The following is a 17,884-nucleotide window of genomic DNA, read 5'->3' on the forward strand; positions in this document are numbered from 1 at the left end:
ACAAAAAGGACAAAACCGATATGACAATCGAAATTCTGGTTCCCGACCTCCCGGAATCTGTGGCTGACGCAACCGTTGCCACTTGGCATAAACAACCTGGCGATGCCGTATCTCGTGATGAGGTACTGGTTGATATTGAAACAGATAAAGTAGTACTTGAAGTTCCAGCTCCTGAAGATGGTGTATTAGAAGCTATTTTTGAAGGTGAAGGTACAACGGTTCTTACTAAACAGTTAATTGGTAAAATTAAAGTTGGTGCAGTTGCTGGAGAACCAACAAAAGATGTACCAACAGAAGCTGAAGCGTCACCAAATAAGCGTAACACCGCGTCTTTAACAGAAGAAACAAGTGAAGCATTAAGCCCTGCGGTTCGTCGCTTGTTAAGTGAGCATGGCATTGATGCTGGTGCTGTTAAAGGCTCTGGTGTGGGTGGTCGTATAACCCGTGAAGATGTAGAAGCTTACTTAAAAAATCAACCAGCTCCAGTAGCGGTGAAAGCACCTGTTGTTGATGCACCATTAGCTCATCGTAGTGAAAAGCGTGTTCCTATGACACGTTTACGTAAGCGTGTAGCTGAGCGTCTACTTGAAGCGAAAAACAGCACGGCAATGCTAACCACGTTTAACGAAGTTAACATGAAGCCAATTATGGATCTGCGTAAGCAATACAAAGATATCTTCGAAGAGCGCCATGGTATTCGTTTAGGTTTTATGTCTTTCTACGTGAAAGCAGTAGTCGAAGCGCTCAAGCGTTACCCTGAAGTAAATGCATCGATTGATGGTGACGATATTGTTTATCACAACTTCTTCGATGTAAGTATTGCAGTATCAACGCCGCGTGGTTTAGTAACACCTGTTCTACGCGATTGTGATAAGTTAAGCCTTGCTGAAATTGAAAAAGGTATTCGTGATCTTGCAATTAAAGGTCGTGACGGTAAGTTAACCGTTGAAGATTTAACTGGTGGTAACTTTACTATCACGAATGGCGGTGTATTTGGTTCATTGATGTCAACGCCGATCATTAATCCACCACAAGCTGCAATTTTAGGTATGCATAAAATCCAAGATCGTCCAATGGCGGTTAATGGGCAAGTTGAAATCTTACCTATGATGTACCTTGCGCTATCTTACGATCACCGCTTAGTTGATGGTCGTGAATCAGTGGGTTATTTAGTAACGATTAAAGAACTGCTAGAAGACCCAACACGTTTACTATTAGACGTATAACTTTGGCACTTAGGCTGAATAAATGCTCATTATTCAGCCTCATTAACAACAGCTAGTTTATAGTTGCCAAACATAATGACGAAGAGGTTCCCAAGAGTACCTCGTATGGATATAACAAGTCCCAAAGGGATAATAAAACGGATAGAACATCATGAATTTGCACGAATATCAGGCAAAACAGCTATTCGCTGAATATGGTTTACCAGTTCCAGAAGGTTATGCTTGCGATACGCCACAACAGGCGGCAGAAGCTGCAGGTAAAATTGGTGGTAGTAAGTGGGTCGTTAAATGTCAGGTTCACGCTGGTGGTCGCGGTAAAGCGGGCGGTGTGGAGTTGCATGACACTAAAGATGGTATTAAACAGTTTGCTCAAAACTGGCTAGGTAAAAATCTAGTGACTTACCAAACAGATGCAAATGGACAACCGGTAACCAAAATCTTAGTTGAAGAAGCATCGAATATTGCCAATGAGTTGTACTTAGGTGCAGTGGTTGATCGTGGCTCTCGTCGTATTGTTTTCATGGCATCAACTGAAGGTGGTGTGGAAATTGAAAAAGTAGCAGAAGAGACACCTGAACTTATTCATAAAGCAGCGATTGATCCATTGGTTGGGCCTCAGCCATACCAAGGACGTGAGCTAGCATTCAAACTGGGCCTTAAAGGCGATCAGATTAAACAATTTACTAAGATCTTTATGGGCTTAGCAAATATGTTTGCTGAATATGATCTTGCACTCCTTGAAATTAACCCACTAGTTATCACAGGCGATAATAACTTATTGTGCCTAGACGGTAAGATTAATATCGATTCTAACGCAATGTACCGCCAGCCTAAGCTACGTGAAATGCATGATCCATCACAAGAAGATGAGCGTGAAGCACATGCTGCGCAGTGGGAATTAAACTACGTTGCGCTAGATGGAAACATTGGCTGTATGGTTAATGGTGCTGGCCTTGCAATGGGTACGATGGATATCGTTAACCTGCATGGTGGACAACCTGCTAACTTCCTTGATGTTGGTGGCGGTGCAACGAAAGAGCGTGTTACTGAAGCATTTAAAATTATCCTCTCTGATAGCAACGTAAAAGCCGTATTGGTTAATATCTTCGGTGGTATTGTACGTTGTGATTTGATTGCTGATGGCATCATCGGCGCTATTGCAGAAGTTGGCGTTAAAGTACCAGTTGTTGTTCGCCTTGAAGGTAACAACGCAGAAGTAGGTGCGGCGAAACTTGCAGATAGTGGTCTTAATATTATTGCTGCGACTTCGTTAACAGAAGCGGCGGAAAAAGTTGTTGCTGCAGCGGAGGGTAAATAATGTCGGTTTTAATTAATAAAGATACTAAAGTGATTTGTCAGGGCTTTACTGGCGGACAAGGTACATTCCACTCAGAGCAAGCGATTGAGTACGGAACACAAATGGTTGGTGGTGTTTCTCCAGGTAAAGGCGGAACAACACACCTAGGTCTACCTGTATTTAATACGGTACGTGAAGCGGTTGAAGTGACTGGTGCAACAGCGACAGTTATCTATGTACCCGCACCGTTTTGTAAAGATGCAATTTTAGAAGCAATTGATGCTGGTATCGAGCTTATCGTAACGATTACAGAAGGCATTCCAACACTGGATATGCTAGATGTTAAAGTTCGCCTTGATGAAGCTGGCGTTCGTATGATTGGTCCTAACTGTCCGGGTGTTATTACACCTGATGAGTGTAAGATTGGTATTATGCCGGGTCATATCCATAAAGCAGGTAAAGTAGGTATCGTATCGCGTTCAGGTACATTGACTTACGAAGCGGTTAAGCAAACAACAGATGAAGGCTTTGGTCAATCTACATGTGTAGGCATCGGTGGTGATCCAATCCCAGGTTCAAATTTTATTGATATCCTTGAGATGTTTGAAAAAGATCCAGCGACAGAAGCGATTGTAATGATTGGTGAAATCGGTGGTACTGCTGAAGAAGAAGCGGCAGCTTATATTAAAGAGAACGTGACAAAACCTGTTGTTTCTTACATTGCGGGTGTTACAGCGCCTCCTGGCAAGCGTATGGGTCATGCAGGTGCGATTATCTCTGGCGGTAAAGGTACGGCTGAAGATAAATTTTCTGCACTTGAAGAAGCGGGCGTTAAAACAGTGAAAAGCTTAGCAGATATCGGTAAAGCTTTACGTGAAGTAACTAACTGGTAATTTCTATATACTGGTTGAAAAGAAAGCCCTGCTATTTAAGCAGGGCTTTTTGTTATGGCTTAATATAGAAAATTAAACACCAATTTCACCACCATCGTCACGGCGAATAACGACTGTTGATGAACGCGGTCGAACCTCTGTGCCGCTAGGTGCTGCTTCGGCGGCATTATCACTATATGGCCAATTGTCTGGATGTTGAATATTAACAAATAGAGATTTGTAGTCAGGACTAATGGTAAAACCTGTGACTTCACAGCCATTTGGTCCGACAAAGAAACGTTTTAACTCTGCTTGATTTGAGCTTGAAATAACCGTTTGTTTATCCTCTCCATCTAACAGTTGAGATGGTACAACGGCAAGCATTTGATCATTGGTGTATTCTTCAACTTCATCTGCACCATTGTCGGTTTGAATCCACATAATTCCGCGTGTATCAAAAGCTAAGCCATCAGGACTAGCAAACTGATTTAGATCGGTTAAACCTGAGCGGTTTGTTTCTTCATCACCATTACTTGGTGAGCCGAAAACGAAAATATCCCAGTTAAACTCTGTTGGTTTTTCACCTTCATCCCAGCGAATGATATGACCAAATTTATTATTTAGGCGAGGGTTGGCAGGGTTAGTGCTGTCTTTACGTTTAGTGTTATTGGTTAGGGTGAGGTAAACAGAGCCCGTAAATGGATCAACCGCTGCCCACTCAGGACGATCCATCGGCGTAGCTCCAACTAAATCTGCTGCACCTGCAGTATTAATGATAATTTCAGCCAAAGAATTAAAGTGTGAAGCCAGTGTATCACCTGAAGTTGTGATGCTATCAAGTGTTAATGGCAGCCAAGTTCCTGTACTGCCTTCATTAAATCGAGCAACATATAGTGTGCCTTCATCCATATACTTATCACCGGTTAATAAGCGGTTTGAAGGTGAAGCATCCGCAGGATCCCATAGTGCTGCTGACTCAAATTTGTACAGGTATTCAAAGCGTGAATCATGGCCTGAATAAAAGATTACAGGCTTGCCTTCTTCTAGCTTGCCAAAGGTACAGCCTTCGTGGCGGAAACGCCCTAACGCGGTACGTTTTTTAGCTCGAGAGTTTTTTGTATATGGATCAATTTCAACAATGTAGCCATGACCATTGGCTTCATTTCGGTAATCGTCAAGCGATGAATTACCTTTTGGTGCTAGATTAAAACGGGAAAACTCATCAAGACGTTCGTCATCATGACCCGCTAATGTTTCCCACTTATAGCGACCTTGTAAATACTTACCAGTACCTGAAATACCAATACGATCTTGCTCTTCGGTACGTGTACCTGTGTTTGTAAAATAGCCCGGCCAGTTTTCTTCACAGGTGAGGTAAGTTCCCCACGGTGTATAACCGTTACCACAGTTGTTAAGTGTTCCACGTGCTTGACTACCGTCAGGTGAGAAGCGAGTGACAGTTAACTCTGAATGTGCGAGAGGGCCTGATAAATCCATTACAGTCGCACCAGTGTAGCGACGATTAAGTGGATCGTTGTCGATTAACGTCCATTGGTTATTTTCAAGTTGGATACGAACAACAGAAATACCATGAGCGTTGATCTCTTTACGGATTTCATCTATGTCAGTACGTACTGTTTTGGCTCTTTCGGCATCTTTGTCCCAGTTTGGGTGCAGGGCTTGTTGATCGATGTATTCATGGTTGATACACAGTAATCCATCAGTAGATTCTTCGTTTAATGGAAAGAAATGCATGCCGTCATGGTGCATACCTAATGCATTTAACTGATCTGTACTGTTATTTGTCCCATCATTTTTCCATGCATTAGCCGTAGCGTTTAATGGAGTCCCCCAAGGCACTAATACTTGCGCGCTGTAACCTGAAGGAATAGAAACGGCATCAGTTAATGAGCCTGGAATAGAGTCAAAATTTAAAACAGCTTGAGAACGATCAGCTACCTTAGCGGTTGTTGCTGTAGTGCTTGATGAGTTACAACCTGCAAGACCAAAGGCACCGAGTGCAGTCATTGCACTCATGCCTAAACCGCCTTTTAGGATGCTTCGGCGTTGTAAATTTGCCTGCAGTACATCATCAAATGCTTTGTTATTACTGTTGTTGTAGCGGGTAGGATCGAACGTTTCCTTACTCATAGCTTTGCTTTCCTGTGTTCAGTCATTATTGATTTAATTAGTGAGCAGGAAAAGAGTAAGGATGGGTAGTGACAGAATTTGTCTATTATTATGACATTTATATTTAATAATATTGTCAGCTACCCAATGAATGAAGGTAAGGTTAACGCGCTGTTCGTTTTAGCTGGCTAAGCATAAACATCGCAGCGGCAGATACAACAACAGAAGGGCCTGCTGGTGTGTCGTAATGCCATGACATTGCAAGACCAAGAACCACTGCTATCGCGCCAATAATTGACGCAAATACGGCCATTGATTCTGGACTGTGTGAAAAACGTCGTGCGGTTGCGGCAGGAATGATAAGTAATGATGTAATGATCAATGCGCCAACAAATTTCATAGCAACAGCGATTACCATACCTACCATTAACATCAATAATAGGCGCATTAAGTCAACATTTACGCCTTCTACTTGAGCCATCTCTTCACTAATCGTCATAGAAAGTAGCGGTCGCCATAGATAAATTAATAATGCTAAAACGACCGCACCACCACAATAAATCCACAAGATATCGGTGGTTGTGACAGCAAGTAAATCACCAAATAAGTATGACATTAGGTCAATACGGACATTATCTAAGAAGCTAACAGCAACCAGACCTAGCGATAAAGCACTATGGGCTAAAATGCCCAGTAAAGTATCTGTGGCCACATAACGCTGTTTTTGTAGTGTAACGAGTACAACTGCAAGCACTAAACAACAGATAACCAATGCTAGATTTAAGTTGATATTAAAGAGAAAACCTAAAGCAATACCAAGTAGCGATGCATGAGATAATGTATCGCCGAAATAAGCCATTTTTCGCCAAACAACAAATGAGCCTAATGGTCCAGCAAGGATTGCAATACCAATACCTGCTATCAGTGCGGGAAGAAGAAACTCAATCATGCTTTCGATTCCTGATGGTTATTACAGCATTTATGAGTTTTACCTGAATCGTCATGCTGGTGATTATGTTTATGTTCATAGACAGCAAGTTGCTCTGTCGAGGTTTGACCGAATAATGCAATGTATTTAGGGTGACTTGTCACGGTCAGTGGGCTACCAGAACAACATATGTGATGTTGCAAACAAATCACATTATCTGTTTTTGCCATTACAAGGTGTAAGTCGTGAGATACCATTAAGATGGCACAGTTAAGTAAATCACGTAATTGTTGGATCAAGCGATAAAGTTCTAATTGACCATTGACATCGACCCCTTGTACAGGCTCATCAAGTACTAGTAAATCAGGTTTTTGTAATAAAGCACGCGCAAGTAATACTCGCTGCATTTCACCACCAGATAGGCCATGCATATCACTGTTTAGTAGGCGGCGACCGTTGACCATTTCAAGTGCTTCAATACGTTGCTCTTGAGAGTAGCGTCCAGCAAGACGCATAAAACGATCAACAGAGAGTGGAAGCGTATCATTTAAACGTAATTTCTGAGGTACGTAACCAATGCGGATCCCTTTTTTACGAACCACTTTTCCTTTTGTGGGTTTACTAAGTCCTGTAATGACTTTTACAAGAGTGGATTTACCTGCGCCATTAGGACCAATTAAAGTGGTAATTTCACCACGTTTAACTTGAAGCGAAATGTTATCTAATACATCGCGCTCACCGAATGAAACGGTTACTGATTGTAGTTCGACTAGGGTTGTCATAAATGAAGCTTACTTAAATAGGCTTTGCAATAAATTAAATGTTATAATATAACATCGCTTGATTTGTTATATTATAACATTATCTCATTTGTTAGGGAATATGCGATTAGACTGTAAAAATAGGCTAGTTGCGTAATAATGTAATTACAATTATTAGGACAAAACATGCAGCGTATATCATCATTTGCTTGTGTAGCCGCGTTAGTATTATCAAGCTCTGCGATGGCAAAAGAATTTAATGTAGTGACTACAATAAAACCGTTAAACCTTATTGTGAGTGAATTAACGCAAGGTGCAGCAACCTCTACCGCTATTCTTCCACCTGGGGTTTCTCCTCATGACTATGCTTTACGTCCTTCTGATGTAAAAAAATTAAATAATGCAGATCTTGTTATTTGGGTTGGACCTCAATTAGAAACTTTTTTAACCAAATTAATGGCAACCAATCCAAATAGTTTTGCATTAACGCAACAAGCTGGGATTAACTTCCTAAATTATGGCGGTGAGAAAGCAACGCAACATGCTGAACATAGCGATCATGAAGGTCATGATGACCATGCTGATCACGATGGTCATGACGATCATGCTGGACATCATCATGATCATTCAGGCTTGAATCCACACTTTTGGATGGGGCCAAAACAGACAATTGAAGCTGCAAATGTGATCACGAAGGCATTGATTAAACATGATCCATTGCATAAAACTGTTTATCTCGATAATCTTTCAACGTTTACTTCAGAAGTGAATCAGGCTGTCACCGATTTGAATGCTGAGTTAAAACCCGTTTCAAATAAAGGTTATTATGTTTTTCATGATGGTTATGGCTATTTTGAACATCAATTTGACCTAAATAATCTTGGGCATTTTACGGTTGAACCTGATCGTCGACCTGGCGCAAAAACCTTGATAACAATTCGAAAAGCACTACAAGATAATAAAGCTTATTGTGTGTTTAGTGAGCCACAGTTTTCACCTGCAGTTGTTGATAGCGTAACAAGCGGTACTGATGTAAACATAGGAACTCTTGACCCAATGGCGACCAATGTCAAAGAGGGCAAGGGAGGATACGTTCGATTTATCAAGGAACTCGGACAGAGCTTTGCCAAGTGTTTAAAATAGAAAATGAAATTATATAAAGCGGCAGCAACTTCTATTAAAGAGCTGCCGCGTCAGCACAAAATTGCGTTAGTTTCCACCACTGTACTTATGATGGCTGCCATAATGTGGCAGCCATCAAAGCAACAAGTAACTTTCCCATCATCAAGCGTCAATAAACGCGTTGATATAGCATTACCATCTAAACTAGATTTATTATCTGAACAAGATAGTGAGCCACTAGGTGTTTCTCTTGATCAAAATGATCCTGAATTTCAAGCGCCAAAAGATGAAATAGAGCAACAACTTGTTGAAGCTAAAGCGGAAGTTGAGCATAAACACCGTGTCGCATCAGGTGAAACACTGGGGATTATTTTCTCACAGTACGGCTTACCTATTTCTGATATGTACCGTTTAATTGATGCAAACAAGTCAGTGCAGCACTTACGTGTTGGACAAACCCTTGAGTGGGAAGTCAATGATGATGGCAAATTAACAGAACTTAAAATAATCCGTAGTAAAAAAGAAACCGATGCTTTTACACTATCGAAAAAAGGTTATGTTTATAAAGAGATAGTTCAAAAAGGAGAGATAAAACCCGTTACGATTATCGGACGTGTTAATGGCAGTTTTTATAACTCAGCTCGAGCCGCTGGCCTAACACCGACTCAGATCCAAACATTAGTTAAAGCCTTACAATGGAAGTTTAACCTTGGCCGTGAAGCGCATAAAGGGGATCGTTTTGCTGTAGGCATTGATCGAGAATTTATTGATGGTAAAGCAGTGAGTAAAGGTGACGTTAACGCTTTTTACTACAAATCAGCGAATGGTAAGAACTCAACCTTTATTATTAGAGGCGATGATGATCAGTTCTATGATAGTAGTGCGCACAGTTTAAATCGCTCATTTAGACGTATACCGACACCAAAACGTTACCGTATTAGTTCGTCATTTAACCCGAATAGACTGCATCCGATAACAGGGCGTCGCTCACCACATAATGGTACTGACTTTGCCGTGCCTATTGGTACATCAGTCTTGGCTGCAGGTGATGGCATAGTTGTAAAATCACGTTATCATCCATTAGCAGGTAACTATATTGTCGTTAAGCATGGTCGAGAATACATGACACGTTATTTACATCTAAGTAAACGTGAAGTGAAAGTGGGTGATAAAGTTAAAATGGGACAACGTATTGCTAAAAGTGGCAATACAGGACGTTCAACAGGCCCACACTTACATTTTGAATTGATAAAAAATGGCCGTCCTGTGAATGCAATGAAAGTACCATTACCACAAGCTGATCCATTATATGGTAAAGAACGTAAAAACTTTATGAAACAAGTTAGCTTTTATAAGAATAAGTTTAAAGATGTAATATCGAGCTAAGCTGTTTAATCATAAAAAAAGCGCACATATTGTGCGCTTTTTTATTGCTTTGATTATTGAATTTAATTAATTAAAAAACCCATATATTCCTGTGTGGAATTAAGTTGTTGTATTGCCAGTGTTTTCGGTATTTTTTTGTCGTATTTAAAATATAAAATGGCAAAAAAGAAATATTTTTTTGATTTATAACAAGACATGAAATATATCAATATGTAAAATTCGAATCAGAAATGCTAATAATTCTTATTAAGGTAACGATTTACTATGAAGCTGTCAGAGATGTCATGCGGAAACTGTGGGACCGTCATTAATATGTCTGCGTTACCCTCAGCGACGCGCAAAAAATTAATGGTTATGGGGTTACTACCTCGAACAGAGATTACCGTTGTTCGTGTGGCACCTTTGGGTGATCCGCTTCAAGTACGTGTGCGTGGTGTTGATATCGCTTTACGTAAGCAAATTGCAGAAAATATCGAGGTTGAGGCGCTGTAATGCAATACAATATTCTGACTGTTGGTAATCCCAATAGTGGTAAAACGACTCTATTTAATGGTTTAACAGGCGCTAAACAGCAAGTAGGTAACTGGGCTGGTGTAACGGTTGAGAAGAAAACAGGTCGATACCAACATAATGGCGATGATTTCTCCCTGACCGATCTTCCAGGTATCTACAACCTTGATAGTGCAAATGATGCTAACAGCCTTGATGAGGCTATTGCTTCACGTGCAATTTTAACCACGCCTGCGGATGTGATTATCAACGTTGTTGATGCATCGAGCTTAGAGCGTAGTTTATACATGACGCTACAGCTCCGTGAGCTAGGTCGTCCAATGGTAGTCGTGCTTAATAAAATGGACGTACTTAAACGTCAGCGTCAGGTGCTAGATATTAAGGCGCTTGAAAAAGCACTGGGTTGTCCTGTATTAGCATTATCTGCTAACAACATGGAACGTATTGCAGAGTTCAAAACTAAGCTACACAAGATGTTAACGCAAGGTGTTGTGGTTAACGAGTTTGAGCTCGATTATGGTCAAGATTTTGAGCAAGCTGTGAGTCAATTAGCACCGTTGTTCAAACATAACGATAAGCTAAATGCTCGTGCACAAGGTATCCGTGTATTAGAAAATGATACTTTAGTGATCAATACGCTATCTGATGAAGATAAAGCGACAGCATGTGGTTTACGTGCGAATTTATTGAATACTGTTGATCCTGATATTCAAGTGGCTGATGTACGTTACACCTTCTTACATCAGTTATGTCAAAAAGTGCGTCGTCAAGAAGGTCGTTTAAGTAACAGCTTAACGGATAAAATTGACCGTGTATTACTGAACCGCTTTGTTGGTATCCCATTTTTCTTCTTAGTAATGTACGTGATGTTTATGTTTGCGATAAACATTGGTAGTGCATTTATTGATTTCTTTGATATTAGCTTTGGTGCGTTATTAGTTGATGGTGGCCATCATCTATTAGACGATCACTTGCCTGTATGGTTAGTAACAATTATTGCCAACGGTATCGGTGGTGGTATCCAAACAGTTGCAACCTTTATTCCTGTGATTGCATGTTTGTACTTATTCCTTGCGGTTCTTGAAAGCTCAGGTTACATGGCACGTGCTGCGTTTGTTCTTGATAAAGTGATGCAAAAAGTAGGTTTGCCGGGTAAAGCATTTGTTCCCCTAGTGCTTGGCTTTGGTTGTAACGTACCTGCGATCATGGCGACACGTACTCTAGAGCAAGAGCGTGAGCGTAAACTTGCTGCGGCAATGGCACCGTTTATGTCATGTGGCGCACGTTTACCGGTATATGCATTGTTTGCAGCAGCATTCTTCCCTGAAAATGGTCAGAATGTGGTATTTGCACTGTACCTATTAGGTATTGTGGCAGCAGTGATGACGGGTCTTATTTTACGTTCAACGCTTTACCCAGGCTCTAGTGATAGCTTTATCATGGAAATGCCAAACTACGAATTACCAACTATTCGTAACGTTGTGATCAAAACTTGGCAAAAGCTAAAGCGCTTTGTATTTGGTGCTGGTAAAACCATCGTTGTCGTTGTGGCGGTATTAAGCTTCTTTAACTCATTAGGGACTGATGGTTCATTCGGTAACGAAGATACATCTAACTCTGTGCTATCTAAAGCATCACAAGTGGTAACGCCTGTGCTTGAGCCTATTGGCGTGAAAGCGGATAACTGGCCTGCAACAGTTGGTATCATTACGGGTATTTTCGCAAAAGAAGCCGTTGTAGGTACGCTAAACAGCTTATACGCACCAGCAACAGATGATAGCAATGAAGAATACAACCTTGTTGCTAGCTTAAAAGAAGCGATTCAATCGGTTGGTGATAACCTAGCAGCATTAAGCTTTAGCGATCCACTGGGTATCGAAGTTGGTGATTTAGAAAACAAACAAGCCGTTGCTGAAGAGCAAGGTGTTAACGAATCTGTATACGGTAACATTCAAGCGCACTTCGTAAGTGGTGCAGCAGCAATGGCATATTTGATTTTCATTCTGCTTTACACACCATGTGCGGCTGCAATGGGTGCTTATGTACGTGAATTTGGTCAGAAGTTTGCTCTGTTTATTGCAGGTTGGACTATGTTAATGGCTTACTCGTTTGCTACTTGGTTCTACCAAATTGCTCACTTTGTTGATCATCCTGCAACGAGTGCATTTTGGATTGGCTTCTTCGTCTTGATTAATGGCGGTATCTTCCTGTTGTTGAAACGAGAAGGGAAAAAGCAAACTAACCTTGAAGGCTTGTTAGTAGAATGATCTTACAGCAGCTAAAACAATACATTGAACAGCATGGACGAGTGAGTCGTAAACAGCTTTCGCAACACTTCGGAATGTCGGAAGACGGGGTTGAAGCGATGCTTGAGGTTTGGATCCGTAAAGGTTCTGTTGGACGAGAGTTGGTTGGCTGCGATACTACAGATTGCTGCCAAACCGCCAAAGAGGTTTGGTATCGTTGTCTTGCTGATAACGAGCTTTCCATCACGGTGATGCGATAATCACACCATGAGATAAAACAAAGGCAGCTTACGAGCTGCCTTTTTGTTTATCTATGTTTTTAAGTTATTAACTGATTGCGTTAAAGCCTTCAATTTGACTTAGCTCTGCACGTAACTCTTCTGCTAATGCTGCTTGTAATTCATCACTACGTTGGATGCCATCAGTGTTACCCCAAATTGGGCCTGGCCATGCAATATCATCACTAAATCGTGCAATGTGGTGTAAATGCAGCTGTGGAACTAAATTACCTAATGCACCAACATTAATTTTTTCTGCTTGATAATCATTTTCTAGCAAAGTAGCAACTGCACTGGATTCACGCATTAGTTGAAATTGATCTTGTTCTGGTAGATGGTGGATCTCACGTAGTTCGTCAACACGAGGAACAAGGATAATCCACGGGCCTAAAGCTTCTTTTGATAGTAAAACACGAGAAAGAGGAAAGTCACCAAGCACTGTAGTATCTGATTCTAGACGAGGATGAAGAGTGAAATGCATGTAATTATTCCTTAATGGTACATTATGGCTCACAAGCCAGAGCAATAGTTATCATAGTATGCCTAATTCCAGCTTATTGGTATTATCCTTAACGTATTCTCTAACATTTTGTTAATTACACGAATTTATTGTGAGGCTATGTATGGCAAGCGAATATCAGTTTGTACTCGATTATTGGTTTGGCGAACTTGATGGTGAAGTGACAAGAGAAAATAAACACTCGCTTTGGTTTTTAGGCGGTGATGAGGTTGATGCTTATATCAAAGAGCATTTTCAGTCATGGGTAAGTAAAGCGGGTAAAGGAGATCTCAATCATTGGTGTGAAACAGCGAAAGGACGTTTAGCTCTGATCATCTTATTGGATCAATTTAGCCGTAATATTTATCGAGGTTTAAGTGCGGCGTTCCGTTACGATTCATTAGCTTTAGCACTATGTAAACGTGGCTTAGCGTTAAATCAAGATATGGAATTAACGGCAATTGAGCGTGTATTCTTCTATTTACCACTAGAGCATGCTGAAGATTTAGAAGATCAAGAAGAGAGCGTATTCCGTTTTAAGCAATTAACAGAATGTACTTCAGCTGAAAATAGTGAGCTTTTTGACGGCTTTTATAACTATGCGAAAAGCCACTTTGAGGTGATTAAACAGTTTGGTCGTTTTCCTTACCGTAACGCAGTACAAGGACGCTTATCAACTCAGGGCGAACTTGCTTGGCTCAACGACGGTGGTCAGCGATTTGGACAATAATTTTAGTCGTGTTACTTAATCGTCAGATATAAAAAAGCCTTCCAGATGGAAGGCTTTTCAATGTAAAGAGGAATGTGAATTACATACGCTCTAGTGTTTCGATACCAAGAAGATCTAGACCTTGTTTGATAGTTTTTGATGTTAGCAATGCAAGCTTCAAACGGCTTTGCTTGGTTGCTTCGTCAGCGTTAAGGATTGGGCATGCTTCGTAGAAGCTAGAGAACATACCTGCAAGTTCGAATAGGTAAGTACACATTAGGTGTGGCTGACCTTCACGCGCTACAGATTGAACAGCTTCTTCGAATTGAAGTAGTTTAGACAGTAGTGCTTGCTCTTTTTCGTCAGTGATAACGATAGGTTGAGTAAGATCTGCTAGCTCAACGTTCGCACGCTTAAAGATAGATGCTACACGAGTGTATGCGTACTGCATGTATGGTGCAGTGTTACCTTCGAATGCCAACATGTTGTCCCAATCGAAGATGTAGTCTGTCGTACGGTGCTTAGAAAGATCAGAGTACTTAACTGCAGCCATAGCAACAGTTTGTGCAATGTTTGCTTTCTCTTCAGCACTTAGTTCAGGGTTCTTCTCTTCGATTAGCTTGTTAGCACGCTCTTCTGCTTCATCAAGTAGATCAGCTAGACGAACTGTACCACCGGCACGAGTCTTAAATGGACGACCGTCTTTACCTAGCATCATACCGAATGCGTGGTGCTCTAGAGATACACTCTCTGGCACGTAACCCGCTTTACGTACGATTTCCCAAGCCATCATTAGGTGTTGGTGTTGACGTGAGTCGATGAAGTAAAGCACGCGATCCGCATGTAGTTGTTCGTAACGGTACTTAGCACAAGCGATGTCGGTAGTTGTGTATAGGTAACCGCCGTCACGCTTCTGGATGATCACACCCATAGGCTCGCCGTCTTTGTTTTTGTATTCGTCTAGGTAAACAACTGTTGCACCGTCGCTCTCTACTGCTAGACCTTTTTCTTTAAGATCTGCAACAACGCCAGGTAGCATGTCGTTGTACATAGATTCGCCCATTACGTTGTCATCAGTTAGCGACACGTTTAGACGATCGTAGTTACGTTGGTTCTGCTTTAGTGTGATCTCAACAAGTTGCTTCCACTTCTCTAAGCAGTACTCGTCACCGCTTTGTAGGCGAACAACGAAGTTACGCGCAGTTTCACCGAACTCAGCGTCTTCATCGTAAAGTACTTTAGATTCACGGTAGAAGCCTTCAAGATCGCTGATGTTCATAGAAACATCAGTGCCTTCTTGCTCTTTACGCTGCATGTTAGCAATAAGCATACCGAATTGCGTACCCCAGTCACCTAGGTGGTTAGCTCGGATAACATTGTGGCCTAAAAATTCAAGAGTACGTACAACAGCATCACCGATGATAGTTGAGCGTAAGTGGCCTACGTGCATCTCTTTTGCAACGTTTGGCGCTGAGTAGTCAACAACAATGTTTTGTGCTGTTTCAGTATTAACGGCTAGACGCTCATCTTTCAGTGCTTCTTCGCCACGTTCTGCTAACCATGCTTTGTTTAGGAAAATGTTGATAAAGCCTGGGCCTGCAATTTCAACTTTCTCAGCAATACCATCTAGCTCTAAGCAGTCGATAACTTTTTGTGCGAATTCGCGTGGATTAGTACCTAGTTTCTTTGCTACGCCCATAACACCGTTCGCTTGGTAATCACCAAACTGCGCTTTAGCTGATTGGCGAACTGCGGCTGGGCTGCCTGCAGGTGCGCCAGCGGCTTCTAAAGCCTGAGATACTTTATCGTTAATAAGTGCTTGAATGTTCACACGCTGATCCTTAAATCATTTGTAACGCCAATTATTAATAAAAGGCAAAAATGTCTACGTATTACAAGATCACCGTCAAAAATAATCACGAAATAAAACAAAATGACAACATAAGTAAATCAAATATTTAACGTGAGTATTTTTGACGGGGTCGCGAATATCTAAATATGCACCGAAGTCTTGAATACGTAGTAGGTATTGTCCTAATAATACCCACAGATGGAGGTACTTTGGCAACTGGAAAAACCCATTGTTTACGTTTTTTTTTAAACTTTTTTTGTTATGGGTAAATAATGTGTAACACGCTATTGTATTGAGAATGAAGTGCGTTAAATTCATGTTTCATTAAATCACGAAAAATGGATAATTATTCACTTCGTCTAATTATAGTTATAGCCATCAATAATGGGATTAATTTATGCACAAGCTTAAACAATATAATCTTCACCCAACGCAGATGCTTGCGCAGTTACCTGAGTTTATGAAAGCGATTAATGCATTGATTGATGATTTAGGGATTTCACTGGCTGATTACCAAGCCGATCACATTGCATTACGTGTCAATGATCAATACGTGGCGCAACAGTTACATCAAGCCTGGCTGAGTTATGGTGAAGAATGGTCTAACAATATGATCAATGGTCGTCCTATTGTGATTATTGGGTTTGAACAGCCATTAGCCGTCGATGGCTGGACAATCGAAGCGTTAGAGTTGCCTTATCCGAGTGATAAAGTTTATCCGCAACAGGGCTGGGAGCATATTGAGTTTGTGGTGCCATCCAGTGCAAAAACGATTGAAGAATTAAAAGCAGATTTACTAGAAAAATTACCACAATTAGATTGGGATGGGTTAGGTGCGAAGGGGATCAAAGTCAAAGCCAGTTCACCATCAGGTGAAGATGAACGTTTAGCGAATCCTACTTTTGCGTTTAAACGTGATGGGGTATGTATTAAATTACACGGACACTCGTTAAAAGCAGTATTAGAAAGTGAACAAGCATAGTTGCTGTAAATACGAATAATAAAAAGCGTAGTAATACCCAAAGATTACTACGCGAGTTTGGTTACTAGTGTATTTTTCTGATTATAAAATAACCGTGCGGTTACCATAGACAAAAATACGATCGTCTACCGCAAGACCTAATGCTTTACTGAGTACAGATTTTTCTACATCACGACCAGACTTTGCCATTTCAACTGCACTGAAACTATGATCAACAGGGATGACGTTTTGGGTAATGATAGGCCCTTCATCAAGATCGTTAGTGACAAAGTGAGCGGTTGCACCAATGATTTTCACACCACGTTCAAAGGCTTGTTGATAAGGCTTCGCGCCAATAAATGCTGGTAAGAAGCTGTGATGAATGTTGATGATTTTATTAGGGAATTGAGCAACAAAATTAGGGGTTAAAATGCGCATATATTTCGCCAGTACCACGTAATTTGGTTGATACTGTTGTACCGCTTCTAATAGTTTTGTCTCGTGCTCTTCACGGCTTAATCCTTCATGGCAAACATGATGGAACGGGATATCAAACTTTTCCGTTAGCCCTTGTAGAGTGTCGTAATTACCAACAACCGCAGCAATGTCGATATCTAATGAACCATCGAAGGCTTTAACAAGAATATCACCTAAGCAGTGTGCTTCTTTTGTCACCATGATCACTACTTTCTTGCGATCAGAACTGATTAAGCGACGTTTGCTACCTTTAGGTAAAGCATGATCAATATCTGCGAGGAAGGTTGTATCATTAAAATAGCCTTCAAGCTCGGTACGCATGAAAAATTGATTATGAGTGTTATCAACATATTCTTTATTGTTGATAATATTTAGTTGGTGCTTATGACAAATGTTGGTAATTTTGGCGATTAGTCCCATTTCATCTGGGCATTCCGTGAGGAGTGTTTTCTTTTCCATGTCGTTTCCTGACTGCGATTCACGCATATAATACATTGCGTGTTACAAAGATCTTAATTAACTATTACCTAGATTTAACCTTATGGTCAAAGTATTTATTTGTTAGGTGATGTTATTAATAAGAAAGTGATGTTGTTAATTTTCGTAATGAGAGGATAGAAGACTAGTCGA

At 40.9% G+C, this 17,884-nt stretch carries 16 protein-coding genes; 10 read left to right on the forward strand and 6 right to left on the reverse strand.

What is annotated here, in order from left to right; genetic code table 11:
- The first annotated feature begins 20 nt into the window (after positions 1-20).
- The 3 genes from odhB to sucD all read left to right on the forward strand — a co-directional run bounded on the left by odhB (position 21) and on the right by sucD (position 3,416).
- Positions 21-1,226 carry a 2-oxoglutarate dehydrogenase complex dihydrolipoyllysine-residue succinyltransferase gene (odhB, locus tag I3259_RS11035; RefSeq protein WP_238029669.1) on the forward strand — a complete coding sequence of 402 codons (1,206 nt, stop codon included), beginning with the start codon at positions 21-23 and terminating at the stop codon, positions 1,224-1,226.
- A 151-nt stretch (positions 1,227-1,377) separates the two neighbouring features.
- On the forward strand, positions 1,378-2,544 hold the full coding sequence (gene sucC, locus I3259_RS11040; RefSeq protein WP_238029670.1) for an ADP-forming succinate--CoA ligase subunit beta: 1,167 nt from the start codon (positions 1,378-1,380) through the stop codon (positions 2,542-2,544).
- Positions 2,544-3,416 (forward strand): succinate--CoA ligase subunit alpha, encoded by an 873-nt coding sequence (gene sucD, locus I3259_RS11045; RefSeq protein ID WP_238029671.1) that lies wholly within the window; start codon positions 2,544-2,546, stop codon positions 3,414-3,416. Before sucC ends, sucD begins: the two co-directional genes overlap by 1 nt.
- A gap of 72 nt (positions 3,417-3,488) precedes the next feature.
- Here sucD and I3259_RS11050 read toward each other — a convergent pair whose 3' ends face one another.
- From I3259_RS11050 to znuC, 3 genes are all read right to left on the reverse strand, one after another.
- A complete protein-coding gene (locus tag I3259_RS11050; protein WP_238029672.1) occupies positions 3,489-5,546 on the reverse strand; it encodes a PhoX family phosphatase in 2,058 nt (685 codons plus the stop codon).
- A 142-nt stretch (positions 5,547-5,688) separates the two neighbouring features.
- The gene (gene znuB, locus I3259_RS11055) at positions 5,689-6,474 is read right to left on the reverse strand and encodes a zinc ABC transporter permease subunit ZnuB (protein ID WP_238029673.1); all 786 of its coding nucleotides are present in this window, start codon (positions 6,472-6,474) and stop codon (positions 5,689-5,691) included.
- On the reverse strand, positions 6,471-7,235 hold the full coding sequence (gene znuC / locus I3259_RS11060; protein ID WP_238029674.1) for a zinc ABC transporter ATP-binding protein ZnuC: 765 nt from the start codon (positions 7,233-7,235) through the stop codon (positions 6,471-6,473). The genes znuB and znuC overlap by 4 nt, the downstream gene beginning before the upstream one ends.
- A 165-nt stretch (positions 7,236-7,400) precedes the next feature.
- On the opposite strand from znuC, the gene znuA reads away from it, so the two are divergent.
- The 5 genes from znuA (at position 7,401) to I3259_RS11085 (ending at position 12,738) form a co-directional block, all read left to right on the forward strand.
- Positions 7,401-8,357, forward strand: a complete 957-nt coding sequence (gene znuA / locus I3259_RS11065) for a zinc ABC transporter substrate-binding protein ZnuA (RefSeq protein WP_238029675.1) — start codon at positions 7,401-7,403, stop codon at positions 8,355-8,357.
- Between the two features lie 3 nt (positions 8,358-8,360).
- Positions 8,361-9,722 (forward strand): murein DD-endopeptidase MepM, encoded by a 1,362-nt coding sequence (gene mepM / locus I3259_RS11070; protein WP_238029676.1) that lies wholly within the window; start codon positions 8,361-8,363, stop codon positions 9,720-9,722.
- Between the two features lie 264 nt (positions 9,723-9,986).
- Positions 9,987-10,214, forward strand: a complete 228-nt coding sequence (locus I3259_RS11075) for a FeoA family protein (protein ID WP_105060630.1) — start codon at positions 9,987-9,989, stop codon at positions 10,212-10,214.
- Positions 10,214-12,499: a Fe(2+) transporter permease subunit FeoB gene (feoB, locus tag I3259_RS11080; RefSeq protein ID WP_238029677.1), complete on the forward strand. Its 2,286-nt coding sequence runs from the start codon at positions 10,214-10,216 to the stop codon at positions 12,497-12,499. The genes I3259_RS11075 and feoB overlap by 1 nt, the downstream gene beginning before the upstream one ends.
- A complete protein-coding gene (locus tag I3259_RS11085) occupies positions 12,496-12,738 on the forward strand; it encodes a FeoC-like transcriptional regulator (protein ID WP_238029678.1) in 243 nt (80 codons plus the stop codon). Before feoB ends, I3259_RS11085 begins: the two co-directional genes overlap by 4 nt.
- A gap of 67 nt (positions 12,739-12,805) precedes the next feature.
- Here I3259_RS11085 and I3259_RS11090 read toward each other — a convergent pair whose 3' ends face one another.
- Positions 12,806-13,237: an HIT family protein gene (locus I3259_RS11090; RefSeq protein WP_238029679.1), complete on the reverse strand. Its 432-nt coding sequence runs from the start codon at positions 13,235-13,237 to the stop codon at positions 12,806-12,808.
- Between the two features lie 142 nt (positions 13,238-13,379).
- Between I3259_RS11090 and I3259_RS11095 the strand changes: the two genes are divergently transcribed.
- Positions 13,380-13,985 carry a DUF924 family protein gene (locus I3259_RS11095; protein WP_238029680.1) on the forward strand — a complete coding sequence of 202 codons (606 nt, stop codon included), beginning with the start codon at positions 13,380-13,382 and terminating at the stop codon, positions 13,983-13,985.
- Positions 13,986-14,064: 79 nt separating this feature from the next.
- Here I3259_RS11095 and argS read toward each other — a convergent pair whose 3' ends face one another.
- Positions 14,065-15,795 (reverse strand): arginine--tRNA ligase, encoded by a 1,731-nt coding sequence (argS, locus tag I3259_RS11100; RefSeq protein ID WP_238029681.1) that lies wholly within the window; start codon positions 15,793-15,795, stop codon positions 14,065-14,067.
- A gap of 418 nt (positions 15,796-16,213) precedes the next feature.
- On the opposite strand from argS, the gene I3259_RS11105 reads away from it, so the two are divergent.
- Positions 16,214-16,798: a VOC family protein gene (locus tag I3259_RS11105; protein ID WP_238029682.1), complete on the forward strand. Its 585-nt coding sequence runs from the start codon at positions 16,214-16,216 to the stop codon at positions 16,796-16,798.
- A gap of 81 nt (positions 16,799-16,879) precedes the next feature.
- Here I3259_RS11105 and purU read toward each other — a convergent pair whose 3' ends face one another.
- Positions 16,880-17,713, reverse strand: a complete 834-nt coding sequence (gene purU / locus I3259_RS11110; protein ID WP_238029683.1) for a formyltetrahydrofolate deformylase — start codon at positions 17,711-17,713, stop codon at positions 16,880-16,882.
- Positions 17,714-17,884 lie beyond the last annotated feature (171 nt).

The organism is Photobacterium sp. Ph5 (genome assembly GCF_022129445.1).
Lineage (GTDB): Bacteria > Pseudomonadota > Gammaproteobacteria > Enterobacterales > Vibrionaceae > Photobacterium.

Bases quoted from the DNA above. Each gene is read 5' to 3' on its own strand.
- I3259_RS11095 (WP_238029680.1), top strand. From the start codon at position 13,380: ATGGCAAGCGAATATCAGTTTGTACTCGATTATTGGTTTGGCGAACTT.
- purU (WP_238029683.1), bottom strand. From the start codon at position 17,713: ATGGAAAAGAAAACACTCCTCACGGAATGCCCAGATGAAATGGGACTA.
- sucC (WP_238029670.1), top strand. From the start codon at position 1,378: ATGAATTTGCACGAATATCAGGCAAAACAGCTATTCGCTGAATATGGT.
- mepM (WP_238029676.1), top strand. From the start codon at position 8,361: ATGAAATTATATAAAGCGGCAGCAACTTCTATTAAAGAGCTGCCGCGT.
- odhB (WP_238029669.1), top strand. From the start codon at position 21: ATGACAATCGAAATTCTGGTTCCCGACCTCCCGGAATCTGTGGCTGAC.
- znuA (WP_238029675.1), top strand. From the start codon at position 7,401: ATGCAGCGTATATCATCATTTGCTTGTGTAGCCGCGTTAGTATTATCA.
- I3259_RS11050 (WP_238029672.1), bottom strand. From the start codon at position 5,546: ATGAGTAAGGAAACGTTCGATCCTACCCGCTACAACAACAGTAATAAC.
- znuB (WP_238029673.1), bottom strand. From the start codon at position 6,474: ATGATTGAGTTTCTTCTTCCCGCACTGATAGCAGGTATTGGTATTGCA.
- sucD (WP_238029671.1), top strand. From the start codon at position 2,544: ATGTCGGTTTTAATTAATAAAGATACTAAAGTGATTTGTCAGGGCTTT.
- I3259_RS11085 (WP_238029678.1), top strand. From the start codon at position 12,496: ATGATCTTACAGCAGCTAAAACAATACATTGAACAGCATGGACGAGTG.
- I3259_RS11090 (WP_238029679.1), bottom strand. From the start codon at position 13,237: ATGCATTTCACTCTTCATCCTCGTCTAGAATCAGATACTACAGTGCTT.
- feoB (WP_238029677.1), top strand. From the start codon at position 10,214: ATGCAATACAATATTCTGACTGTTGGTAATCCCAATAGTGGTAAAACG.
- I3259_RS11105 (WP_238029682.1), top strand. From the start codon at position 16,214: ATGCACAAGCTTAAACAATATAATCTTCACCCAACGCAGATGCTTGCG.
- I3259_RS11075 (WP_105060630.1), top strand. From the start codon at position 9,987: ATGAAGCTGTCAGAGATGTCATGCGGAAACTGTGGGACCGTCATTAAT.
- znuC (WP_238029674.1), bottom strand. From the start codon at position 7,235: ATGACAACCCTAGTCGAACTACAATCAGTAACCGTTTCATTCGGTGAG.